This is a genomic window from Lactiplantibacillus sp. 30.2.29 (assembly GCF_018991255.1).
Classification (GTDB): domain Bacteria; phylum Bacillota; class Bacilli; order Lactobacillales; family Lactobacillaceae; genus Lactiplantibacillus; species Lactiplantibacillus pentosus.
In genome coordinates, this window is the sequence record NZ_JAGYGU010000006.1 from 19287 (window position 1) to 44743 (window position 25457).

The 25457-nt window shown below is 48.1% G+C and carries 22 protein-coding genes; 10 read left to right on the forward strand and 12 right to left on the reverse strand.

Annotated features, from left to right (window positions below):
- Window positions 1-83: 83 nt before the first annotated feature.
- Window positions 84-602, forward strand: coding sequence for a folate family ECF transporter S component (locus tag KGF65_RS04545; protein WP_050337944.1), 519 nt, complete (start codon window positions 84-86; stop codon window positions 600-602).
- Between the two features lie 245 nt (window positions 603-847).
- Here the strand turns inward: KGF65_RS04545 and KGF65_RS04550 are convergent, their stop codons facing one another.
- From KGF65_RS04550 to KGF65_RS04590, 9 genes are all read right to left on the reverse strand, one after another.
- Window positions 848-2389 carry an FAD-binding protein gene (locus KGF65_RS04550; protein ID WP_101872641.1) on the reverse strand — a complete coding sequence of 514 codons (1542 nt, stop codon included), beginning with the start codon at window positions 2387-2389 and terminating at the stop codon, window positions 848-850.
- Between the two features lie 269 nt (window positions 2390-2658).
- Entirely contained in the window at window positions 2659-3303 is a 645-nt protein-coding gene (locus KGF65_RS04555; RefSeq protein WP_088770258.1) for a TetR/AcrR family transcriptional regulator, read from the reverse strand.
- Window positions 3304-3396: 93 nt separating this feature from the next.
- Window positions 3397-5013 carry an ABC transporter permease gene (locus KGF65_RS04560; protein ID WP_101872640.1) on the reverse strand — a complete coding sequence of 539 codons (1617 nt, stop codon included), beginning with the start codon at window positions 5011-5013 and terminating at the stop codon, window positions 3397-3399.
- 5 nt (window positions 5014-5018) lie between these two features.
- Window positions 5019-5936, reverse strand: a complete 918-nt coding sequence (locus tag KGF65_RS04565) for an ABC transporter ATP-binding protein (protein WP_101872639.1) — start codon at window positions 5934-5936, stop codon at window positions 5019-5021.
- Window positions 5937-6461: 525 nt separating this feature from the next.
- Window positions 6462-6953: a hypothetical protein gene (locus KGF65_RS04570; RefSeq protein ID WP_003637401.1), complete on the reverse strand. Its 492-nt coding sequence runs from the start codon at window positions 6951-6953 to the stop codon at window positions 6462-6464.
- 473 nt (window positions 6954-7426) lie between these two features.
- Complete coding sequence (locus tag KGF65_RS04575; RefSeq protein ID WP_216748155.1) at window positions 7427-8239, reverse strand: hypothetical protein; 813 nt, start codon at window positions 8237-8239, stop codon at window positions 7427-7429.
- Between the two features lie 19 nt (window positions 8240-8258).
- Window positions 8259-9047: a hypothetical protein gene (locus KGF65_RS04580; protein WP_101872637.1), complete on the reverse strand. Its 789-nt coding sequence runs from the start codon at window positions 9045-9047 to the stop codon at window positions 8259-8261.
- Between the two features lie 38 nt (window positions 9048-9085).
- On the reverse strand, window positions 9086-9415 hold the full coding sequence (locus KGF65_RS04585; protein WP_050338345.1) for a helix-turn-helix transcriptional regulator: 330 nt from the start codon (window positions 9413-9415) through the stop codon (window positions 9086-9088).
- Window positions 9416-9559: 144 nt separating this feature from the next.
- Entirely contained in the window at window positions 9560-10276 is a 717-nt protein-coding gene (locus tag KGF65_RS04590; protein ID WP_003637398.1) for a GntR family transcriptional regulator, read from the reverse strand.
- Between the two features lie 606 nt (window positions 10277-10882).
- Here KGF65_RS04590 and KGF65_RS04595 point away from each other — a divergent pair.
- The 3 genes from KGF65_RS04595 to KGF65_RS04605 are packed head-to-tail and all read left to right on the forward strand — an operon-like array spanning window position 10883 to window position 13989.
- Window positions 10883-11443: an ECF-type riboflavin transporter substrate-binding protein gene (locus KGF65_RS04595; protein ID WP_003637397.1), complete on the forward strand. Its 561-nt coding sequence runs from the start codon at window positions 10883-10885 to the stop codon at window positions 11441-11443.
- A gap of 4 nt (window positions 11444-11447) precedes the next feature.
- Window positions 11448-13148, forward strand: a complete 1701-nt coding sequence (locus tag KGF65_RS04600) for an ABC transporter ATP-binding protein (RefSeq protein ID WP_122217466.1) — start codon at window positions 11448-11450, stop codon at window positions 13146-13148.
- Between the two features lies 1 nt (window position 13149).
- Complete coding sequence (locus KGF65_RS04605) at window positions 13150-13989, forward strand: energy-coupling factor transporter transmembrane protein EcfT (protein ID WP_003637395.1); 840 nt, start codon at window positions 13150-13152, stop codon at window positions 13987-13989.
- 141 nt (window positions 13990-14130) lie between these two features.
- Here the strand turns inward: KGF65_RS04605 and KGF65_RS04610 are convergent, their stop codons facing one another.
- The gene (locus KGF65_RS04610; protein ID WP_225083300.1) at window positions 14131-15279 is read right to left on the reverse strand and encodes an MFS transporter; all 1149 of its coding nucleotides are present in this window, start codon (window positions 15277-15279) and stop codon (window positions 14131-14133) included.
- Between the two features lie 252 nt (window positions 15280-15531).
- Here KGF65_RS04610 and KGF65_RS04615 point away from each other — a divergent pair, with 252 nt between their 5' ends.
- From KGF65_RS04615 to KGF65_RS04630, 4 genes are all read left to right on the forward strand, one after another.
- Entirely contained in the window at window positions 15532-15870 is a 339-nt protein-coding gene (locus KGF65_RS04615) for a helix-turn-helix domain-containing protein (RefSeq protein WP_088770263.1), read from the forward strand.
- Window positions 15871-16094: 224 nt separating this feature from the next.
- Complete coding sequence (locus tag KGF65_RS04620; RefSeq protein ID WP_050337951.1) at window positions 16095-16433, forward strand: helix-turn-helix domain-containing protein; 339 nt, start codon at window positions 16095-16097, stop codon at window positions 16431-16433.
- On the forward strand, window positions 16423-17232 hold the full coding sequence (locus KGF65_RS04625) for an ImmA/IrrE family metallo-endopeptidase (RefSeq protein WP_216748156.1): 810 nt from the start codon (window positions 16423-16425) through the stop codon (window positions 17230-17232). Before KGF65_RS04620 ends, KGF65_RS04625 begins: the two co-directional genes overlap by 11 nt.
- 257 nt (window positions 17233-17489) lie before the next feature.
- Window positions 17490-18599, forward strand: a complete 1110-nt coding sequence (locus KGF65_RS04630) for an NADH-dependent flavin oxidoreductase (protein ID WP_101872634.1) — start codon at window positions 17490-17492, stop codon at window positions 18597-18599.
- A gap of 375 nt (window positions 18600-18974) precedes the next feature.
- Here KGF65_RS04630 and KGF65_RS04635 read toward each other — a convergent pair whose 3' ends face one another.
- Window positions 18975-20492, reverse strand: coding sequence for a hypothetical protein (locus KGF65_RS04635; RefSeq protein ID WP_101872632.1), 1518 nt, complete (start codon window positions 20490-20492; stop codon window positions 18975-18977).
- Between the two features lie 289 nt (window positions 20493-20781).
- Between KGF65_RS04635 and KGF65_RS04640 the strand changes: the two genes are divergently transcribed.
- On the forward strand, window positions 20782-21675 hold the full coding sequence (locus KGF65_RS04640; protein WP_146127348.1) for a hypothetical protein: 894 nt from the start codon (window positions 20782-20784) through the stop codon (window positions 21673-21675).
- Window positions 21676-21854: 179 nt separating this feature from the next.
- On the opposite strand, the gene KGF65_RS04645 is transcribed toward KGF65_RS04640, so the two are convergent.
- Complete coding sequence (locus KGF65_RS04645; protein ID WP_101872630.1) at window positions 21855-23549, reverse strand: oleate hydratase; 1695 nt, start codon at window positions 23547-23549, stop codon at window positions 21855-21857.
- Between the two features lie 542 nt (window positions 23550-24091).
- On the opposite strand from KGF65_RS04645, the gene KGF65_RS04650 reads away from it, so the two are divergent.
- A complete protein-coding gene (locus KGF65_RS04650) occupies window positions 24092-25228 on the forward strand; it encodes a glycerol dehydrogenase (RefSeq protein ID WP_003637390.1) in 1137 nt (378 codons plus the stop codon).
- Window positions 25229-25457 lie beyond the last annotated feature (229 nt).

The window sequence follows — 25457 nt, forward strand, 5'->3', positions numbered from 1 at the left end:
GTATTACTGCTATTTTCGGCCCCTAGTATTTTTGAGCGCCATACACTAAAATACTAACAACACACACTTAGGGGGCTTTCATCATGACACCATCACTTACCGCCAAGCGGCTACCACTGCTGGGGATGTTGGTTGCTATGCAGGTCGTTTTGGGTAGCTTGCTGACCATCCAACTGTTACTCACTAAAATCTCGTTTACTTTTATCATCATCGCGTTGACCGCACGGCTATTCTCACCACTCGTCACCGCAGGCAGTGCGGCCTTTGCCAATCTATTAGGCATGTTGTTGTTTCCAAAATTCACGTTTTTTCCCGGCTTTATCTTAACGGCCTTTTTGACCGGACTGGTTTTTGGTCTCGCCTTCCAACAACAAACGAACCTGCCGCGGATTTTAACGGCGAACTTTATCGTGGTCTTCATCCTCAACCTCTTCATGAACAGTCTGTGGCTACACATCATGTACATGACGCCGTGGTCCGTACTGCTGACGACCCGCCTTATTCAAGAAATCGTGACCTACGTTTGCTACACGGCCATTTTGATTGCGGTCTTTAAGGTCCCGATTCTGACCAAACTGACAACCCGTGACAGTGGTCATTAATTATTTATTGAATTTAATGATGACGCCCAGTCAAGATTAGCTCTCAAGCGCCGCACCAGATCAAAATACCCAGTCGTTTCAGGAATTTTTCAAGCAAAATTCGCGAGACGACTGGGTGTTTTAATTATTCGTGTGCTTCATTATTCTATTCGCCAGCGTAGCCCCTGTTCGACCGCAGCATCCATTCCGAAGCGCTACCACCTGTCTGCCAAAACCGGTAACAGGCCGCCAGTTTTAACATGCAACTAATTCAACGCCGCAACCATCCCATCCAAAAATTCATCCGCCGCACCGATAAAGATTTGTTGGGAATGATTGAAGATGGGCGCCTGTTCGTCTGAATTCACAGACAAGACGTGTTGCGCGCCGGACATGCCGGCTAGGTAATCATCATCACCGGACACGCCCACATTAATCAGGACTTCAGGCGCGACTGTGACCGCGCTACCACCGATTTGTTGCTCAACACTAAACTGTTCCATAGCGGTCAATGGCTGCGTGACAGCAATCGCTGCCCCAATCCACTTGGCTAATTGTTGCGCCTGCAATAAAACAGCCGGTGTCATGGCGCCCCGTCCGAGTGCAATGATTCGTTTGGCAGTCGCAATGCTTCCGACATTGACTGGCACATCTTGCGTTAATTTCAGCCGCTTGACGACCCGATGTAAATCCGCGACAACTAGGTGTTCCGGCGCCGTTGCGGATTCGTGCCCGACACTTAAGGCCGCATCATCATTAAAGTTGGTCGTCGCGTAAGTCGTGGCAAGTTGACCGGCCGTTCCCACCAGTAGTGGCAGGGTTGCCAAATCGTTACGCAAAGCGACCAATGGTGATTGTTGCGTGTAGGCTAAATCGCCAATCAGCGGCATTAATGGTTCAAAGGGCGCCAAGGCTTGTTGACTCGCAAACAGTGCGGCTAATTGGGCGGCATCCGTAAAGCCGCGGTCATCATCCGCCTGTTGAGCCGCATTAAAGACACTCGTCTCCAAGCTGGCAGTCAATGCTAAGGCCGGTGCCAGCGTCGTTAAAGGCGGTTGTTCAGCCAAGGCCAATTGTCGCACTTGATCCGTCGCGTGTTGCCAGACGCCGGCCGTCACCGTTGCCGCAAATAGTTGCCCAACGGCTTGGGATCGCTGTAAGACGCGTTGGCCCCGACCGAGCTGACCGAGTTGATTGGCCGCCGTTGCCGGAACGGCGGTGAGTTTTAAGTCAGCCACCGATAAACCGCGTAGTCCGAGTAACGGGACCGGATTGCCAATCTCAACCCCCGCTTGGTCGGCCTTGATCAGGAACGCGCCGGCCGCATCCGGTGGCGTCTGGGCTAACACTAGGTAGTCGGTCGCCTGACCAGCGTTCAACACAGCCTTGACCGTTCCGGTTAATTGCCAACCAGCCGTTACTGGCGTGGCTTTGACCGTAGAACTATCAGTCACGCGCAACGGTAGCGCGGCTAAGCCAAAGGTCGTTTGCGGTGTTAAATACTGTTGCCGCTGCTGGGGCGTCCCAAACGTTGCCACGGCATCTTCAACTTGCCAGCGAGCAGCGAATTGGCTCGCTAATCCAGCGGAGTTCTGCGCTAAGACCAATAATGCCAGCACCCGTTGCGTCAAGCGTTCATCCGCTAACCCATCACTTAAAGCCAACTGCTCGGTCAGTGTCGCTAACAGCGCGGGATCGACCGTCCCAGTCGTTTCCAATTGCATGGTCATGCCCATCAGTTGCTCACGCGCTAATGCTTGTAAGGTTTGCCACAGCGCCATCTGCCGTGCTGATAAATGTAATTCCATCTTGATCCCTCGCTTCATCCGTTACTTAATAAGTCTAACTTACCACATTTTTAGCGCGCAAACGAATAATCCTGTCAGCGACGCTCGTTTCACACGTTGACCCGCACCATTCAGTGCAAGCTAGCTGTAAAATCAAAAAAGCAACTGCCTGATCCATGCCGGCAATTACTTTTTGAATGCATCGTGATGGTAAGTGGCAAGCTTCAGTAGTTTGCCTCCTACAGTCTTTCAGAAGGGCAATGTAACATCAATACATGCGACTTTGCGCACTAAGGGGCAACGAAGCCATGCTCCAAAATCGTCATATAGGTTTGAGCCCGTTGAACGACCCACGCGGCATCATCCATCGACTGCACATTTGGTTGTTTTCGCATATAGGCTTGAAATTCCGTAAAAATTTGATTATAAACGCCCATAATTAACGCAATCGTTGCTTCACGATCAATCTCTGGACGCAGTTTCATTTTATCCAAGACCTGACCAATCATGTCCTGAGTCATCGTCATTGCTTTGGCATACAAGCCTTTCATCTGTGCTTGTAATTTCACCGGTAACCGTTCCAAGGCACCGTAAGCTTCAATCATGACCTTCATCTCATCTGGATGAGTTCGGCCGAAATCAGCCTTATATTGTGCGCTGCGAGCCATCAACGTCACCAGGTCATCGGGTACGGCATAGGATTGGCGATTGATCGTCGCAATAATTGTCTCAGTCGCCAGCTGGACGGTTGCGAAGTAGAGCCCCTGTTTGCTGCCATAGTAATGAAACAGGAGCCCTTTGGAGACAGCCGCAGCACTGGCGATGGCATCCGTTTTGGCATCCTGATAGCCCCGCGCAGCAAACTCATGCATCGCCGCTTGCATCATCCGCGCCACCTTTTTTGGATCCTTGGGAACTGTTTGCTTGTTTGCCATCTACCAATCATCCTTTCATCCATTGTTGTCGCTAGTTGTCACCGTATTAATCATTGTCATCAAATGTCTGGCGTTGGTCGGGTTGCCAGCGACCTATTGCGCGAGGTCCCGACGCCGATAGCCAAACGCCGCTATGATTAATATTAGCACAGCGATTGCCAAGCACCAGCCACTCGTGGTCCAATCGATTGCTTTAATCGGAACCTTATTGACAAACCCGATTGGCGTCAACCGCCGCGCCCACCGTGGCAAATCGATTAAGTTACCCAGATAAAGCGAGAAAAACGCATAACCAACCCACGCCCAGGCGACCACGCGCCATTTGGGCAGCCAACCAGCCAAGGCACTAGCAGCCGCAATCATGACCAACATTGCCGGAACATAGGCACAGAAAATCTGCCAATAAGTTGACCAGCGAATCGGGTCGGTCATGCTAATTGTCCCCATCAAGTACATCCCGGCCAAGCCTGAAAGTAGCACGCCGCTGCCAAGGACCAGCGCCCAGCCGGTATAACTGATCCACACGTGCCAACGAGACGTTGCGGTCGCATAAACTTGATGCAGAACCCCTTTTTGCTCATCGCCCACCAGCTTCAGCATCAACTGCACGGCTGGAATTAGCGCCACAATCACCATCACGACCGCTAACACGGCAATGAAATTTTTAACGACCGTCCGATTGGCCGCAGCCAGTGCGGAAGTCCCCAGCAACTGCTTGATCATCGGGTTGCTTTTCGCTAAGTCACCAATCGTGTTAAAAATTGACGCGTAGGACGCCCCTAAAATGAAATTACCGAGCAGCCAGGCAATCATCATGCCCCGTGATTGCCGCCATAATAACGTCGCCGGTCCTCGCAGCCATAAGCTCGCCTGACGCCGGCCACGACGCGGGCTAATCAATCCGGCACCCACATCACGTTGGGCACTCAATCCTAGTGCCACGGCTAAGCACACTAGACCCATCAGCCCGTACAAACCGACCGGTAGCCAGCGAGCCGTCTGATACACGTCCATTTTTTCAATCCAGCCAAAGGGAATCCACCAAGTGAGGCGGGGGTGGCTGACGTCCGTTCCCATTCGCGCAATATACATACCGCCAAGAACCACGTAACTAAGCATCGTGGTCCCACTAGCACTGGTTGTGACCTGAGCAAGCAAGAGCGTCAGCATGCCAAACGCCCAGCCTAGCGTGCCTAAGCCCAGACCAATCAGCCAATTGCCGGTCGTCGTTGCACCAGGCAATTGTGCCACTTGCAGGCCTAATCCAAAGAGCACGCCAACAAAGCCATTTAAGATGGTCAGTTCTGTCGCAACCGCGAACAGCGGCGCGAGGCGACCGACCGCGTGTGCTCGAATCAATTCTAATCGGCCGTCATCCTCGTCAGTGCGGGTCGCAGCGACCGCAATCATGATATTCATAATCACCATGAACAGCGCCATAAAAACGACCATTTCAGTCGCAAACACCTTGGCTGTCGTATACGGTGCCTTTGCGGTAAAAGCGCCAAATAAGGCGACCATCGCCGGCATCTTAAGGGTTTTGACAATTTCATTTAAGGCGGCCTGAGTCCCATAAATTCCGTCAAATTTAGCCGCAATCACCGCGAATAAGCTGGTCATTACCGCAATCCAAATCAAGTTCTTCTTCCAATCTCGTTTTAGATTAAAACGGATCAGTGTCCCCGTCTGTGCACCTAATTGCCCCTTCATCCGAATCACTTCCCGTCATCATGTGGTTCATCAGCGGTGTAGTAGCGCATGAACAAGTCTTCGAGAGTCGGCGGTGTCGTGGTCAACGTTAACAGTTGCCGCTGCGTTAAATATTGCATGACGACACTCAGTTGGTCCGCATCGACTGCCAGACTGACGTGATTTTTGCCGTGCCGCGCAGTGACGCCATGAACGCCCGGTAATGTTGCCAAATCGGTCAAGGCCTCTTGTGTCTGAACGTCCACCGTTGTCCGAGTTAAATGGCGCATTTCGGCCAAGGTCCCCGTCTCAACGATTCGTCCTTCACGAATAATCGCAATCCGGTCACACATTTTTTCAACCTCCGACAGGATATGACTCGACAGCAAGACGCTTTTCCCTTGTTGCTTTAATGCCAGGACCTCGTTTTGAAACGTCTGTTCATTCAATGGATCTAATCCGGAGGTCGGCTCGTCAAAGATATAAAAGTCCGCATCTGTCGAAAAGGCCGCAATCAAGGCCACTTTTTGCCGATTGCCTTTAGAATAGGTGCGCGCTTTTTTACGCGGATCCAATTCAAATTTATCAATCAGCGCATCCGTCTTCGCGGTATGCTGCCCACCGTTCAGCTTCAAGAACAGGTCAATGATTTCACCACCGCTTAGGTTCGGCCATAAATAAACATCACCAGGAACGTACGCCAGCCGCTTGTGAATCGCAACGCTCTCTCGCCAGACATCTTGGCCAAAAATCAGCGCATGACCACTAGTCGCCCGTAAAATCCCCAGTAATACCCGAATCGTCGTCGACTTTCCCGCACCGTTCGGGCCAATAAAACCAAACACTTCCCCCGGCCCAACTTCAAAATCAATATCAGCTAACGCATTGAACTTGCCAAACCGTTTCTGTAAATGGGTAATTTTTAAAACTGGTTCATTAGCCATACCACTCACTCCCATCATCCGAGCTCATCAACAAGCAACTCGGTTGTATTGTTGCCGCTATCATACGCACTATTGACTCACAAGTCAATGACTGGCGAGTCAATTTTTCTGCTATTTTAGCTTAATGGTTTGAAATGCTGCGACAACAGTCATTCTCGCTCGTTAAGCTAATTAAGTATCCACGAAGATGAGTGGTAGATTGGCGTAATGTCCTGACCTGACGACACTAATTCGTGGTTTAACTTCAGTGCATATTTCCTGCTTGCGTGATCACGCCAGTTGATTGCTTAACCTACCTTCTTCGCTTAGTGTCCTAACGACCTAAGCAATTAAGCTAATCGAGGCCTTACATCTGACTCCAGTACGACCACAATCGTAAAGTTAACTTTCTTATTTCCCGGGAAATAATCTGGGTAATTATTCGATTGCCGAACGATCACTCTTAAAGATTGCCCGAATTCGACTCATGCTCAGCCAACAAAAAAACACCCCGATTATTCGGAGTGCTTAAATGTATGTACGCGCCTAGTCCGTACTTGATTCTTCATATTCTTTCAATACGGGCATCACATAGCGTTGTTCAGCTTGCTTGCGCGCCATAATTGCATCGTCCATATCTGCAAATTGTTGATTTAATACTAACCGACCACGATACATTAACCGGGCCACCCATTTTTGTGAGCAACGGTCAAAGGATACCCCAATGACGCCACTCCGGTTACGGCTATTCGGCTTCAATCGATCGACTGAAGTTCCTTGATATAGCGGTAAGTTATCACTCCGTCCCATGTTTTTACGTGTTTGGGGATTCTCGAAAATATTCTTCCGACTGACATCCGCGCGTAAACAACCACAGCTTTTCGTAATTCCTTTCCGTAACCGATAACTATCGACAACTACCTGTCGACCACATGAACACTGACACAACCACCGTGCATTACCATTAGGTGCACTTTCAGCCCGTTCGAGCACAGTCAAACGGCTAAAAGTCTCACCTGTCAAATCCTTGAGTCGCATCAAAATCACCTCACTAAGCTTTCTGCATATTTAGTCCGACCACATTAAATCCAATCGAGCTTGTACTGTCTACGGTAACCCGATTATATGAAATATTTGTGACGAATAAAAAAATTTTCATTGTTAAATTTGCGCCTATCTTCTTATTTGGCGGAAAATACGTCAATACTCCGCACATTCCAGCTTTGTCCTTTATACTAGAATACTACTATTATGTTTGTGTGTCACTTATTATTATTTATATTATTTTTAGCTGATTGACTAACCCCGCTTGAATGCCGCTAGCGATGCGCCTTAAAGTGCAGTAACGACCTGCTTAATTGGCTTGGCACCCCACAAACAAATTCCGACCACTTAGCGGGTTAATCCCCACCATTGGACGTCAAAAAAACGCCACTTCGTCGTAACGACTACAAAGTGACGTTTACGTCTATGTTCAATTAAGGGCCTGTCAGTCCAGATAAAAAAACTAATCAGACAAACCAACCGACTGGTGCCAGTCCCAGCCAACTGAAAATGTCGATGTGTACTTGGTCAGCGGTTACTGACTGGATCACTTGCTTGATTTCGGAAGTGCTGGCCAATGTTTGGACATCATACCAATACTTGCCGCGCTTGTCATGGCCGACCAGGGTCCACCGACCTAAAGATTTTAGTTCTGGCGCTTCAACATCCAACTCTGCCGTTAACGGACTCACAAAGACGTGCATCGTTGGCATCCACGCGCCGTCGTACTGCTCAGTCTCTCGGCGCAACTGACTGATTTGTGATTGTAACCGTCCGGAGATGCGATACAGTCCGAGAATGGCTAATAGTCCCACCAACAATAGCAGCAGCCAAGGCCCTAGCAAGTCAAGTTGTTGCCGCTGAATCAAAAGTACCAGGAACAAGCCCCAGACGATCACCCCGGCATACAAACTCAAATTGATCGTATTCATCGCCTGGTCGCGCAACTGTAACGCAACTTTCAAGCGCATTTGCGGGTCGCTGGGAGCCAGCTTAGTCTGTTGCAAACTCGGCTGGTCGCTCCCCATATAGATGACGTCGACATTCGTCCCCTTCACTGGAACTGTCGTCAACACTTGAAATGCACTGTTGCGGTCAGTCACCGTCGTCGAAACATCCTGCGCCACGTATTCACTGAAGACACGGTAGGTCGGCTCAACTTTTTTAAACTGATACCAATTTCCATGAATCCCCATCAATAAATGGTGCCGGGCTGCAAGGCCGTTTAGCCACGTTAACTCCTGTTCTGAACCTTTAATCAAAAACCGATGCCGCCACATAATCCCACGTCCTTTTTTACTAAAGATAACCAATTGGTGCTAATCCCAGCCAGCTGACAATCGATACGGTAACGCTACGGCTAAGTACTGGCTGTAGCGTTTGCTTGATTTCACTGGCACTGGCTAACGTTCGAACATCATACCAATACATGCCGCGATGATCTTGCCCCACGTACTGCCACTGGCCGATACTAGCGACTTTTTCAATCTCGAGCGGTGCCGCCATGTTTTTTAAAAAGACGTGCATCGTTGGCCGCCACGCATCATCATACTGTTGCGTCACGACACGCAACGCGTTGGCTTGCTTGTGAATTCGACTCGCCTGCCACGCCGGATAAAAGCTAAATAGGATCCAAATCAAACCATACCAGCCGCCCCACGCGTCGTTCATGAGCTTGAAATAAATCAAAATCATTGCCAGTAGTAATCCCAGAACAACCCTGAGATTCATCACATTCATCAAGTGTCCCCGCTGTGCCAGCGCGACTTTCAATTGCAGTGGGGCATTTTGCCGATCAACGCGCGTCACGTCCAGACTGGCTTGTGTCGTCGCCGTATAAATGACTTGGACATCCGGCTGCTTGAGCTGCAACTTGGTCACCAATTCAAACGGCGGCTGACTCGCCTCAATGTCCGTCGCCACCTCGCTCGTGACATACTCACTGAAGAGCTGCACTGGCGTCTTGGTCGCCTGAAATTGATACCAATTACCCGTAATTCGGCATAACCGCTGTCCCCGCTGTGCTTGCTGGTTCAGCCACTTGAGCTCGTCATCCGAGCCTTTGACCGTAACATGATAGCGCCACATCTTACCACTTCCCCCGTGATATCAGCCTGTTAGATAGACTAGAGACCTTCTTGTTCACAAATCTGGTTCAATAATTGCAGCCGTTTCCGTTCAGCTGCCAAGACCGATTCGCCACTCCCCGTGATTTCATACGTGTGCACGTCATTTTCATCTACGCGTTCCGTCATCAAATAATCCTTGGTCATCGCGTGTAAGTTGGTGAACAGGGTCCCCAAGCCAAGCTGTAGCTGATTTTGCGTCAACTCAGCGATCTTTTCCGGAATCGCTTCGCTCGTAATCGGCTTGCGGACGCTGACTAAGACCAAGAACGCCGCTTCCGTCATTGGTTCATACTTGTCGATCAATCGTTGATAGAAATTAGCTGGCATCATCACATCTCCTCATATCGCACGCTCGTTAAAGCGCTTTCTAAAAGCTAACTTAATTATGGTCCACCGCTTAGTCGAATGCAACTTTCACCAGCATTTTCAGCAAAAAATCGGCAACCACTGTCAAATGTGGTTACCGATTCTTTAATGGAGCTGTACATCAGCGACAACCGAACTCGTCGCGTATGGAAAGTGTGATTCTGACACTTCAAACGGCTGGCCGTCATCCATATAACTGATCTGATTGATGATCAACACGGGGTCATTTAATTTTGCCCCCATGGCCGCCACGTCATCAGCCGTAACTCTACCGGCGGAAATGATGCGGTGCGACCCGGCAATTTTCTTACCGCTATGCTGTTCCAAGTAACCATAAACGGAGCCTTCCAGTACTTTTTTCGTCAACGTGACGATTCCAGTCGGCATAATCGTATGTTCATAGGCCCAGACTTTGCCATCGACATAGCGCGTCCGCCGCATCACGTAGACGGGATCCATCTCGTCAATCAGCAGTTGTTCGGCTTCACGCTTCGTTGGCAACCGCGCCTCTAGTTCTAGCACTTTACTCGTCACCTTTTTACCGGCGTTGGTTTGGGTCGTTCCGAGTGGCTTGTCCACCAACGTTTCCTGCCGTCTTTCGGTCAAACCAAAGTCTTTACGGACAAAGGTCCCAGCCCCTCGTTTCGAGTACACCATCCCTTCGATGATTAATAATTGAATCGCCTTATGAATGGTGATCCGCGTCGTATCAAAGGTCGCCGCTAATTTATTTTGATCGGGCATTAATTCTCCCGGCGTATATTTGCCAGATTTGATTTCTTCTCGCAAGGTATCCGCAATCGTTTCGTATTTATAAGCCAAATTCTACACACCCCTTTTACCATTTGGTCTTGTCAACTAGTTTACCCCTTTTAGCAGCTAAATGAAACGATTTGTATATACTTTTATCAGCTTTGTTTAATTACTAATCATTCTGTCATTAGCTCGTCAGATTGCGGCTAACTTCCCTATAATGTTCGGCTTTTAACCGCGCTTTTTCCCGCTTTTCCGACCAATCTAAATGTAACCGAATCCATCCGTTCGGTTTAGCTTGCACCCTACTGTACTTTGGCGTATGCTTTAATAGTTAAATTCAGATGAGAAAAAGCTGTGACGAGATGAGTAAACTAAGACGTGTGCCTAGAGAGTCGCTGATTTGGTGCAAAACGACGATACGCTTAGTCGAAGATGGTCTTGAAGAAGCTACTGGGGCGACCCAGTCGGAGCGATTCGTTACGATCATGATAAGCCCGCCATGCGGGAAATCTCGGTGGTAACACGCAAACGCGTCCTGGAAAGCATTTTGCTTTTAGGCGCGTTTTTTAGTTTTCATCGTTGATCTGAATTGACGATTAGAGATATTGGTTTTGCGGTTCGCAATGATTATTGTTCACGATATTATTTTTATCATATAAGGAGTGTTGTACTATGCAAAATAAGCAATCTAATTCAATTCGTACCGTCGTCGCTACTGGGATTGGCGCTGCCGTCATCTTCGTTCTAATGAAGTTTGTCGCTATTCCAACTGGGATTCCAAACACGCAAGTCAATGTGGCGATGGGCTTTCTGGCCTTGTTAGGCGCCATCTTTGGCCCGGTCGCAGCTGGACTCGCCGTATTCATTGGTCACGCCCTCAACGACTTCGTGACTTACGGTTCGCCTTGGTGGACGTGGGTCGTGGTTGATGGACTGATTGGGGTCGCCTTTGGCTTAGCGAAGAACCGTCTCAAGATTGAAAATGGCGTTTTAGGCAAGGCCAAGCTCATCTGGTTCAACATTTATCAGATTATCGTTAACTTTATTGGCTGGGTGCTTTTAGCGCCAACCGGTGATATCATTATCTATCACGAACCGGCCAACAAAGTCTACCTCCAAGGTGTCGTGACTTGGATCGCCGATTCTATCTCAGTTGCCATTATTGGGACGATTCTGCTCGTCTTATACGCGCGGACGCGGACTCAACGTGGGAGCTTAACAAAGGAACGTTAACATGATGAGTGCACCGATTATCAGCTTTAAAGACTTCTCATTTCAATACAACAGTCAAACGGAACCAACGCTGCGCCACGTGAACCTCGATATTTATCCTGGCGAAAAAGTTTTGATTGCGGGGCCTTCAGGTTCTGGCAAATCAACCTTGGGCCGCTGTTTAAATGGCTTAATCCCGCAGTCTTATACCGGCACCATCAGCGGGCAAGCGACCGTGGCAGGCCAGGATATTACCCAGAGCTCCATTTTTGCGCTATCCCAACATGTTGGTACCGTGTTGCAAGATCCCGACAGCCAATTCGTTGGTCTGACCGTCGTCGAAGACATGGCTTTTTCACTGGAAAACGACCAACAATCCCAGTCTGAGATGCGAACTGCCACCAACCAGTGGGCCGACACCTTAGCGTTACAAGACTTGTTGACCCACCGGCCACAGGAACTATCGGGTGGTCAAAAACAACGCGTGGCGATGGCTGGCGTCCTGATCGACAACAGCAAGATTCTCCTGTTTGATGAACCCCTAGCTAGCCTGGACCCCGCGTCAGGTAAAGCGTCAATGGCGCTCATCGACCAGTTGACGCACACACAGGAACTGACCGTCGTCATCATTGAACACCGAATTGAAGACGTCTTACAGCAGCCCATCGACCGGCTCATTATTATGCAAGACGGTGCCATCGTCGCTAACGACCGGCCAGAGACGATTCTGCGGCAATCACTAATGACCCAGCTCGGCTTGCGGGAACCGCTCTACCTCTCAGCACTAAAACTCGCGGGTGTCGACTTAACGACGTGCCAACATTTAGATAATCTGCAAGCCCTGCAAGTTCCTAACTTGAAACCGACGTTGCAGGCGTGGACGGCTGGCGTTCAACTCAATCCGCCCGTCGTTCACGACCAGCCCTTACTGACCATTGACCACTTGAGCTTTGGCTATGAGCCGACTAAGCCGATTATCAATGATGTTAGTGTCACCCTTCACCGTGGTGAGATGATCAGCCTTGTTGGCCAAAACGGGACTGGTAAGTCAACATTAAGCAATTTAATTACGGGATTTCTCACGCCACAAGCTGGTAAAATGGTGTTTAACGGCCGTTCACTAGCGGACCAATCAGTCAAAGAACGGGCTGATCAGATTGGCTATATCTTGCAGGATCCCAATCAAATGATCTCTAAGACGATGATTTATGATGAAGTCGCCACCGGTTTACAGTTACGCGGTGTCCCTGATGATGAAGTTGAGCGCCGTGTCTTGGCCGTTCTAAAGGTCTGTGGCCTCTATGAATTTCGTCATTGGCCGATTTCCGCGCTGAGTTTTGGTCAGAAAAAACGGGTCACCATCGCCGCCATCCTGGTCTTAGAACCAGCGATGCTGATTTTAGATGAGCCGACCGCGGGCCAAGATCTCAAGCATTACACGGAAATGATGACTTTTTTGACGACCATCAATCGCGACCAACAAATGACGATCATGCTGATTACTCACGACATGCACCTGATGTTGGAATACACGGATCGCACCATCGTCCTTGGCCATGGCAAGATTTTGATGGACGCCCAGCCAGCCGATGTTTTGACGAACACGGCGATTATCCAGCAAGCATCACTCGCCGAAACGAGTCTCTACACGATGGCGGCTGCCAACGAGTTGGACCCCACCGAATTCGTTGCCAAATTTGTTCAAGCTGAACGGGAGGGCCGTTAACATGCAACATGAACTACTCATCGGCTACACTGACCGCCACACCTTCTTGAATCGCCTCAGCGGCAGCACTAAGCTGCTCTGTTTCGTCGGCCTATCGATTATCGGCATGATGACCTACGACACGCGCTACTTGATTGGTGTGATGATTTTCTCGTTGATTGTCTTTCAACGTGCCAAAATTCACTATCGCGACATCGCGTTCGTGCTCAACGTGATTATTGGGTTCTCCGTTCTGAACTTAGTCATGGTCTACGTCTTCGCACCGCACTATGGCGTTTCGATTTATGGTACGGAGCACTTGTTGCTCGGTCAGTCTGACCATTACTTTAACTTGACGGCTGAACAGCTCTTTTACGAGTTCAACTTGTTACTGAAATATACCTTTGCCGTTCCATTAGCGCTGATTTTTCTAATGACGACTAACCCGAGCGAGTTTGCGGCGAGTCTCAACAAGATTGGTATCTCCTATCGCATTAGTTACTCAGTCGCCATCGCGCTTCGCTACATTCCCGACGTTCAAGCGGATTACCGGACCATTAGCCTTGCCCAGCAAGCCCGTGGTTTTGAAATGTCGAAGAAGGCCCACTTTATGACGCGGGTCAAAGGTGGCCTCCAGATTTTGTTACCACTGATTTTCTCCAGCTTGGACCGCATCGAAACCATCAGCCAAGCCATGGAACTCCGCCGCTTTGGTCAGGGCAAACGTCGTAGCTGGTACATGGCGCAACGCTTCAAGCGCAACGACTACCTCGCATTAGGCCTAGTCGCCCTCATCATTATCCTCGGCATCGCCCTGTTTGGCGTGAATGGTGGCCGTTTTTGGAATCCGTTTAAGGCGTGAACGTGCGGTCTTAGCATTAATGCTAGCTTAATATGTATGCGAGCCTGTGAGACGGCTTGAAATAGACTGATAGGACGAGAAACTGAGATGGTTTCTCGTCCTATTTGATATAACAGAAAGTAGTCTCGACACTTGTACACATTAAAATTCATCTGTGGCTTTTTTGCTAATTTGTTGTGCAAGCACTACTGCTAGTGCTAAAGCAATTGCGGCACAGATACCTACTCCGATAAAGCCATACCGTGGATAGATAAACCCACCTATCATCGAGCCAAAGGTCAAGCCTAGGTACAAAAACGAACTGTTAAATGACATCACAGTTGCGCGACTCTTGGGGACAATATTAACGATATAGGTCGTTAATGCCGTTACCCCAAATCCCTGGGCAAGGGCTAGCAATACCAAAAACAAAATCGTCACTATAAGTGCCTGCTGAAAAATAGAAAGTCCCAGGACGAATCCAACCGATAATAATCCATTTAAAATGACACTTTTCTTAGCGCCCAAGCGCGTGGTAACCTCACCACCGAAAAAGCTAGCGGCGAAATTACTAAGTCCATAAGCAATAAACACATAGCCAGTCTGACCAGTATTTAAATGAAACGTCTGGGTGATAAAAGTCCCCAGAAAAGTGTAGATTGAATAAAATCCGAACATCCATACAAAATTGATCAGTAGCGCATAAATAGCTTTAGGGGCTTTTGCTAGCTGTTTAAAACTAGCAAAGTAAGCTGAACGTTTAGTATTAACAATCGGCATAGAAGGCACTACTATTAATAAAACTGCGAAAGCAATTAGGGTGACTAATCCAGAGCCCCAAAAGGCCATGTGCCAATCTGAAATCTGAGATAAAGTTGTACCTATTGGGACGCCTACAGCAATCGATAAAGATAAACCAGACATCACAATGCCCATAACAGTATTTAACCTTTTACCATTAAAGTACGCTCCAATCGTTGCCCAAACATTAGGCAGTGTTAGCGCAGCCCCTAAACCGGCGATTGCTCTAAAAATATAAAACATACTTATACTATTGGCTAAAGCACATAAGAAACTCCCAACTAGAAACACTAAGATGCCAACCTTTAACAGTGCTTTCCGATTTAATCGGTCGCCCAGCGGTCCCAAAAACGGTGAGCCACAAGCATAACATAATGCATATATAGTTATTGAAAAGGCAGCACGACTGATGGATATACTGAAATCATTTACTATAGCTGGAAGCAAAGGGGAAATAATAAAAGAATCTGCTCCTGTTATAAAAACAATTAAAAATAATCCAATTATCATTAGCGTTTCCCGCATAGAATACTGATTGTGATTTTTGTAAATGTTACTCACACTCTTTCTTGGTCAGGTTAATTACTACGCTGCCCGCCCATTGGACACAGCGCTATAATTCCTGAAAATTTTCATACTTTCCTTATGGACAATGTTAGTAGCATAGATAAAAAAGACAATACGGGAATTTTTGTTTACCTAGTATAAAAGAATTCCATGGATGCGAAATCAGACTATAATAACAGTACGAGGAGTGGTTTTATGGAAACAGCAATTTCAGTTACTAGACATAATGAAGTTTGCCCATTAGATGTTACGATTAACATAATTGACGGCAAATGGAAAAGTATTATCTTATGCCGATTAATGTCAAAAGAACTTCGGTACAGCGAATTACTCCATTCACTGTCCGGCTGCACACGCAGAATGCTCTCTTTACAGCTGGCTGATTTAATACGCGATCATATTGTATATAAAACAATTGACGCAACATGTGCGCCTATTAAAACAACTTATCACTTAACAAAACTGGGTACTTCCCTCATCCCTCTAATCAAAGCAATGGACACGTGGGGCGAAATGTATTTAAACACGATCTAATCAAAAAAATGCACGAAAACTTGCACCGCTGAAGTATCACCCCTTTATAAGGGAATAGACTCGCTACTTTGTAGTCCCCCTTCTTCGGTACCGAGTTTCGACATCCGACTTTTTCCGAATGCATAATTTGCACCTAAGATTAAAGTGCCGCAAATGTTTGCAAGCAATGCTATACTTTGCTCAGGCATAGTGGCCTGAAAATCTCAAAGAAAGGGATACGAATTATGAATACTCAAGCGATGTTAATCCAAATCAAAACGTGGTTAAAAACAAATCACAAGTCTCAAAAATGGTTAGCACAGCAAATTGGTCTGTCACCGGCATTCCTTAGCCAAATACTAAGTGGCACACGGAAACTCCAGACTAAAAATATTATCGCAATCTCAAAAGTAACCGCCATTCCTTTAGACACACTGATTACATCTGAACACGTTGATAACAAGGAACCACAAATTGTCTTGAGGGGCAGTTTATCAAGTCAGAATTCCAAAAAGCAAATTGAACAACTTTTATGGGATATCCAGCAATGCGTTGATTTGGAGGCGACCATTCATGATGCATAATTCCAGTGCAATTGCGTTAGCTGAGTCTGTCGCAGAGAATATCGCTAGCACCTTTCTGACCAACTATTTCGGGTCAGACATTTTTATTGGCGCTGATATTGAACGCATTCTTGCGGAACAAGCTAATATTATTTATCAAGATGTTGATGACCCGAAGTATTCTGGTGCAGCCGTTTCTTATAAAGGCACCCACTTCATTGCACTAAACACTCACCAAACTTTGCGCGCGCGATACGCCAGCGCTGCCCATGAACTGTGGCACTTAGGACTAGACACTAATCTATTCGGAGACAGTCACAGCAAAGCCCTCAAAATAACAACCACACCTGATTTTGACACTGAACGAGCCGCTGATCACTTTGCAGCGGCCGTCATGATGCCGAAAGACGCCATAATTCGCACCTGGTATAAGTATGTTCACAATTACAGCAAGCCTAATCGTCAACTGGCACAAACGGCGATTATTCGCGTTGCTAATGTTTCATCCATGCCATACGAGGCAGTCGCTCGCCGCTTATCAGAACTCGATTTATTGTTAAGCACATCATTGGTCCGTTTAACAGAAGACGAATGGCAAGCAATTGTCAGTGCTTCTAGTTTCCCGCCAAGCCCGCTAGACCAAGTAGTACCGTTCAAAAAGTTTTCACACTATTCTACCGTCGTCAATCAACTGGTCGACCACCAGCAACTGTCATTATTAGAAGCCGCACAACTTCTGACATACGCAGATCCAACAGTTGCAAAGAACTTCTTAGAAAGGCGCCAAGCACTCGTCAACAAGCTTGAAGCGGGTAATTAGCACGCTTCAACAGGCCTTATACCGCCGGCTTTTCGACATCACCAAACGATCCAACTTATCGATAAAATCACCCAAACTTACACAACTACCCTGATTAACCGCCAACATCAAAATCATTATTCCACATCACCAATACTGTTATGCCAAAAGCGACTAAAAACGCCGACTTTAAAATTGATAAACCAACGTCCATCCACTAAACTAAAGTTAACTCTTACAAAAAGTAAGTATAAACCGTTTTGAAAGGATGTTTTATTGTGACTAGTTATGATGAATCACTGCAATTTAAGTCTGGCGTGACTCTGCGCAATCGGCTGATGATGTCGCCAATGACCACGACGCAAAGCTTTTATAATGGGAGCATCACCCGTGATGAAATTGACTATTATACGCAACGAGCTGCAGGGCTCGGCGCTGTCATCACTGGTGCAGCTAACGTTGAAGACTTAGGTAAGGGCTGGCACGGTGAATTGAGTATCGCTCACGACAGCATGTTGCCAGGTTTAAGCGCGCTTGCAAAGGGTATTCAGAGCCAAGGTGCTAAGGCAATCGTCCAGATTTTCCATGCAGGCCGGATGACCCATCGGGCAGTCTTGAATGGTGAACAAATCGTCTCAGCCAGTGCCGTTGCTGCCCTGCGTGACGATGCTGAAACACCCCGGGCGATGACGATCAACGAGATTCACGCCACTATTGACGCATTCGGTGAAGCAACCCGCCGCGCTATTCAAGCCGGCTTTGATGGTATCGAGCTTCATGGTGCCAACACGTATCTCATCCAACAATTCTTTTCACCACACAGTAATCGTCGGACGGACGAATATGGTGGAAAGACACCACAAGAACGTTATCGCTTCATCGATGAGTTGTTGCAATCAGTCTTTAAAGCGGTCGACAAATACGCGGACCGGCCCTTCATCGTCGGCTACCGTTTCTCACCCGAAGAATTCGAGGAACCTGGGATTCGGTTTGAAGATACGCTTTGGCTACTCTCGCAACTACGCGACAGTCGACTCGATTACGTCCACGTTTCACTGAACAACTACCATCGCGTTGCGCGAGATGAAAACCATGCCGATAAACCACTAATTGCGTATATTCACGACGCGTTGCAAGGCAAACTACCACTCGTGGGGGTCGGCGGTGTCCGGACCCGTGCCGATGTGCAAGCCGTGCTGCAAGATGCTGAGCTGGTCGCTGTGGGACAGCAACTCCTTTATGATCCAACCTGGGCTGTCAAACTTGCTAAAAATGCGGATGATACGATGGTTACGGCACCGTTTGAAGAAGCGGTCGAAGTCACTCCACTCAACCGGCCACTGTATGAATTCGCAGCTGCTCGTTATCATAGTGTCATTAATTCTTAACTATTAGTGAGCTAATTGGCAGTAATGCCGTTGCTGGGTTACCGCTGAGAAATGAACTAAATTCAAGTTACAAAAAGTCGCCTCAAGATTGCTCTTGAAGCGACTTTTTTGTGGATAGATTTAATTGGTACACTGAAACTTGTGGGCGGTACTGGCCGTGAAACAAGGTTTTTTTATGTGTCGGCTATCTGAACACCGTCCAGTCGATTTATTGATAGTAGCGGCTGAACATTGATATTCTGCGCTTCTCACACAAATTTTCTAGTAGCACAGAATGTTTCACGTGAAACGTTCTACGTTAAACCTTATTTCACATCTCACTATCAAGAATCACTCATCTCATCAGCAGTTCCCCCATTGTTTCACGTGAAACATTTACGACTTCAGCAACCACGCTAACTGCTGCAGTGCCCGCTGGTGGTCCCCTTGATATTGATGAGCCACATAATAGTAAGCCAGTGTTTCATGCGCGGTCGCCTGCTGAGCCGCTGATAATTGATAATACCGGTCAAAGGCCGCTTCAAATGCTGCTAACGTGGCTGCAGCCGGCTGTTCACGCCGACAAAACTGGCGGAGCTCCGTCCGTGTCATTCGCGTTCGAGCAATGGGCTGCCGTTCTGGCTGGTGCGTCAGTCGCTGGGCAAGTTCCCGTTTCATCGTCGCATCCGCGTGTTGTGATAGCCAAGTTTGAGCCTGCTGAGAATCAGTCTGTGCGGCCAATTGCTCGAACCAAGCCAATGATAATGGTTGACCCCAACGCGTTGTCAGTAGTTTTTCCCAATCCGCGCGCTGAGTCGCTTGTTGGTGATAACGCCAGCCCCAACAGCTATTGAAGACATCATCATAAAAACGGGTCGTTTGGCGCTCATCTAGTTGCTGCGTCACTTGATTGAGTTCCGTGACAAATTGGTGATCCAGCATCGCTAATCGACGGACTTGAATCTGACCTGTTTGCCGATACTCTGTCACCATTTGACCAAACTGATAAGAATTAACGAGTGGTCGTTCCGTCGTTGGCGCGGATAGTTGCTCAAAGCGTTGTTTGGCCGTTGCGCGGTCTGGCCGGGTCACGATGATTGCCGCCAACTGTTGTAAGTAGTGGCGATAAGCTGAGCTTTGACGCAAATCCTGCTCAGCTTGTTCTGCGGTTTGGGCGGCTTGCTGCTGACGTTGCTGTTGATTTTTGAGCAGTTGTGCGCGGGCCGCTTCTTCAGCAGTCGTAATCGCATCCTGTTCAGCCTGAGCCAACCGGCGATAAGTTTGTTCCGCCGGCTTCAATTCTTGTAATGGCAACTGTTTGGTTTTGCGCCGTAAATAGGTCGTCACAGTTTGGGTGGTCGTTTGACGCAACTGTCGCGCTTGCGGGACTTGCTCGCTTGGTAACTGCGGCAACCACGGTTGGGCGAACATGATCGTCGGGACGACTGGAATTGCTGTCGTCAGGGTCTGGTACTGTGCGACCGCGTAGAAGTTATCTTCAGTTGTGATGACCATCAGGTACCGCGTCTCGGCATTCATAAATTTCTTGACGCACTCCGACCCCACAATCAGTTCCCGGTGGTTATGCTTATTTTGCACATGATATTCATACCGAACCGGTTTATGGCACAGCTCGCAATGATGCCATTCGCGGCGTGCCTCACTTGGATTGACGACGTACGGCAAGCTGGCCAGTAATTGCCATTCGTGACTACAAGCGCTAAGCCATTGCGCGTGCTCCTGTAGAATCAAGTTACGAACGGTCGGCTTCAGAAAGTCACTGTCCGCTTTGACGGTCACGTGCGCCCTTAATAAGGCACTGATTTGTTGAAGTGTTGTTCGCCGCCGCGCGCGTTCGCTTAATAAGAAAAAGCGATTTTCAGCGGGCGTAATTAAGGTTGTTGCTGCTGGCAATCCTGCCACCCCTCTCGTTGAAAAATACCGTTCTAGCATACCATAATTTCACGCTATAATGCGAACGTTCGTTCTTAAAATAACTAATTTCGTCTCGCTAGTTACGATTGCGTCTTGCTCAGCAACGCGACCACCGTTAATCAGTTAGTTTGTTATCAGGTTTTTATCCTGAATTGTAAACGACCGCCCTTTTGCCATCTTTTTTACCCAGATTAATTGTTGCGTTCCCATGATGGTGCTAAACTAGCGGCGATTCAAAAATAAGTTTCAATTTAGGGGGATTCTTGATATGAAAAAATTAACCACAGTCGTTGCAACGTTAGCCTTAGCTTTGCCACTCACCGCCACACCGTTTGTCGGAGCAACCTCGGCCAGCGCCGCAACTGCGACCCCAAAGACGACGCATCCCTTAGACAAAGTGAGTCATTTTCGCGCCACTTCAGTGCATGTGAAACACACTACCACGCTGACTACGATCCAGTTTGCCGCTGACCGCGCCAGCGCCACCACGACGCCCGCGAAAACTAAAATTGCACCCAAAACGACCTATACCGCGACCAAAACCATTATCCTAACCACCGGCAAGCATGCGACCACGGCCTACACGCTCATCAGCAAGCACGGCAAAGTTCTCGGTTGGGTCAAAACAGTCGATTTGACGAAACCAGTAACTCATCCGAAAGCCACAACTAAGCCAACCCCTAAGCGTAATGCTAAAGCCGCTAAACACGCGACTAACAAACGGACGCCAGCACGTAAGGTAGCCCCAACCGCCAAAAAGATCAGCTTAGTCGCCAAACATCCTAAGACCAGCATCAAGGCTACAACTAAAGCGACGCACCCGAAGGCCAATAAGACCGTAACCAAGGTCACTAAACGGGCACCCAAGTTGACCATCAAACCAGCTTCCTCGACAAAAACCGCCGAAAAGGCCATTCAAAAGACCACTAAGAAGGTCACTCGGAAGGCCACTAAGAAAGCTAATCGGCAAGCGGCCAAGAACGTCACGAAAAAAGTGACGAAAAAGGTCGCCCCGAAAGTAACTTCGAAAGCAACTAAAAAAGCGGCCCCGAAAACCACCAAGAAAGTGACAAAGCTGGCCGCTAAAAAGCACTCACCGTTAAAGCCAACAGCAGCCCATCCGACTCACAAAACTAGTATCAAAGCATCTGCAAAACTTTAGCTGAGCTGGTAGCGCTGACTCGAACCACCGCAATTCCTTAAAGGCTCAATCCTAAATCATGCTGTAGCCCCCAATGCAGCATGCCAAAAATGCCACCCGTGACTGATTAAGCTCAGCACGAGTGGCATTTTCATTTTTAATGGTTAGCACCGGCAAGCGACTACCTGGTACTAGTTTGATTAGTCAAACATCTTCTTAGTCGCCTTGAGCAAGGTCTTTGGATCCTTGTCATACCGCGGTGTCTTGACCAAGTTATCCATTGGCACACCAGCAAAGTGGTAAGCGGCAATTTCACCAGAACGAACCGCACTTTGTTCCGTGAAGATCATCTGGTAGGGTTGTTCCGCAAATTCACCAGTGAAGGCTAAGTTCGTTGAATGCTTTGGTAAGACTTCTGGCCGGTCTGACTTGGCCCGATTGTTGAACAACGCTGAGGCATATGGCATGTATACCGGAATATTGTTGATAATGCTGTCCAAGATTTCTTTTTCCTTATCCTTGATGTTGCCAGGACCAGGGTCGACCTTCGACAGTTGACCAATCAATTCTTGTGCCATTTCTTTCCCCGTCATCTTGATATACGGCTTGTTAACGAACTCACCTTGACGCCGTGGGTATAAGAAGTAGCCCCAGAGAACCGTTTCATTTGGCTGCTGAGTCGTAAAGTGTGGTTGATGGTGCACCACGATCGACATGTTGACATCCTTTTGATTCAACGGTGTGATTGGCGTCGTCGACAAGAAGGAGTTCAGGGCATTCCCAGGTTCCTGTGTCGTGATCCGCACGATTTCGTTGAGGAATAAATGATTCTTGGTCGTCAACGTGAAACTGACCCATTCGCTGGCATTGCGATCGTTGAAGAATTTGTCTGGCGTCCCTAAGTTGTAGAAACGTTCAGTCGCTTTCTTCCAGAGACTAGCACTGACACCATAATCCATATTTTCAGGCGCTGGTGTGTTGTAGTCCCCCATCGTGGCAGAATCGGTAATCGAACCGTTCGTAAAGATGACCGCGGTGTCGTCGTCCACTTCGACTTCTTCGGTCTCACCAGTCTGAGCATCTTCAATCACTAAACCGGTGACCGTAATCTCATCTTGCATTGGCGTGTCTTTAAACTGCCAATCCTTGACGATCTTGTTGTCGATGAACGTGACGCCTTGCCCTTGCAGATACTTGATCAGTGGCAAAATCATGCTTTCGAATTGGTTGTAACGCGTCCGGTTAACCCCAACTAAGTGTTCAATTTGCGTAAATTCATAAATCATTTGGTGCATGTAACGCCGCAGTTCTTGGGCAGAACTTTGGGTTCTAAAAGCAAAAGTCGTTTCCCACATATACCAGAAGTTCGTCTGGAACATGTGTGGGTCATCCTTGAAGTATTCGGCAATCGAAACGTTGTCGAGCTTCGTTTCTTCACTATCTGGCATCATGATCAACTTGGTGAGTAAGGTCCGATCCTTGTTGTTGAACCCTAACTTACCCGCATTAATAATGCCCTTTCCGCCTTGCATCAACCGCGCAATGTCATAGGTCCGGTGCTTAGCATCAAAGTCACGCGTATCTTCGGCCGCCGTCATCCCCGGTTCAGTTACCGATGGAACCCGGTCCAACAAATCCATTAAGTCAACGTACGTCCGGTAATTCAGCATCCGACCACCACGGGCAACATACCCAGTCGTGTTTTCCATCGGATGATTCTTGTTCCAATACTCATTGGTAAAATCGGTCGTGGCACCACCATCGTTCGCACCGTGCATATCGACACCGTAGAACTTGATGTCCTTGCCGTCCCAATGACCATCTTGAATCAAATAGACCGCCGCAGCCATGTTCGATAGCCCGGCACCAATCATAATTGCTTTACTTTTAACCATAAATAACGCCCCCAAAATAGGTATTAGGTTCTGATAACGCTTACAAGTACATTATACAACTTGGATAGTGATTGTCCAGTTTGAACTGAAAATTTTTACTTTCTTGCACCTTTCTTAATATTTGCGCTGGTCAACCAGTCACTGCCTACAGCGTAACACCAATTGATGAATTTTCTCCAACTAAACACATCGTTTTAAGCCAATTTAAGGTTTACAAAATTCCAGCATTGCGCACAGGCCAAACGTGAGTCAAACCGGTCTAGCGCGCGACTTCATTCAAGTTTATTAGCGGCATTCAGCGACTCACATCATGACCACGCGGACACATTTTCAATTCTGTCCGTTGCGGATTGTGTAAGCGCTACCATAAACTATAAGTGTTAAGTAACCCAGGCCAGCACGCGTTGACACTCATCCCCACTTGGGCCAGCGCACCGTTTTATCAGCCGCCGCCCCATTTCCCCGCTGACCGCGTTACCAAACAGTCGTCTCAAATTATTTATATCTATTCAAGCAATCCGATTTTGAGGAGGAAATTTATCATGAGTGAAGATTTAATGTTTGTTAGCCCCGATAAGTATATTCAAGGTGCCGGACTCTTGGAACATTCAGCAAGCTATATCAACGCCCTCGGGAGCCATCCGTTGATCATGGCCGACGCGCTGATTTGGAAAATCGTCGGTGAAGACTTCGCGACTTACTTGAGCCAACACGATTTTGACGTCACACGGGTCACCTTTAATGGTGAAGCCTCAGTTCAAGAAATCGCGCGGATCACACAGATTGCCAAGGATAACCATAACGATATTATTATCGGTCTCGGCGGCGGCAAGACTCTCGATACTAGTAAAGGGATCGCTGAAGAAGTGGGTGCCAAGTTAGTCATCGCGCCGACTGCGGCTTCAGCGGATGCACCAACCGCGGGCTTATCAGTGCTCTATACTGAAGAAGGTAGCTTCGACCAATACAAGTTCTACCAACGTCACAGCGACTTAGTCTTAATGGACACACAAGTCATCGCTAACGCGCCAGTCCGGACACTCATCTCTGGGATTGCTGACGCGATGGCCACTAATATTGAAGCAAAGGCGACCGCGCAATCCCACGGCACAACGATGGGCAACGGTGCTGCTACCTTTACTGGTCGGGCAATTGCGGCCGAATGTGAACGTGTCATTTGGAAGTACGCCTATGAAGCCGTGGAATCCAACGTCCAACACATTGTAACACCGGCACTTGACGCCATCGTCGAAGCCAACACCCTACTCTCTGGGCTCGGATTTGAAAATGGTGGTTTAGCGGCTGCCCACGCCATTCATAATGGCTTCACCGCCGTTAAGGGCGACGTCCATCATTTGACTCACGGCGAGAAAGTGGCCTTTGGTACCATGGTTGAACTCGTATTACAGGGTACTTCACACGAAGAACTCAATCGCTACATTGAATTCTACTTGACCCTTGGCTTACCAATCACGCTAGAGGCGACCCATCTCGATCAATTATCCGATGAAGAAATGCTGCAAATTGGTAAGATGGCGACAATGCCTGACGAAACCATGAAGAACATGCCTTTCAAAGTCACCCCACGCGAGGTGGTCAACGCCATGAAGGCTGCATCGACCTTCGCCCACACTTACGAAGCCACCCATACGATCAAACCAATCTTGCCGGCTAAGTAATCACTAGTAGTCACAGTCACTGCTTACTTTGGAAGTATTGCGGCTTGATGTCTGCAATGCACGTCGGTTCTAACAATTAAAATGGCCGTTTCAGATTTGAGTCTGAAACGGCCATTTTGGCGTCGCTGTAACGCTATTATCATGAATACTGGCAGACTTACCTTGATTAGTCGGCCTTAAAATCCGCGACGGACAGTACCGCCAGTCTTAGCTGCTAGCTATAGAGCTA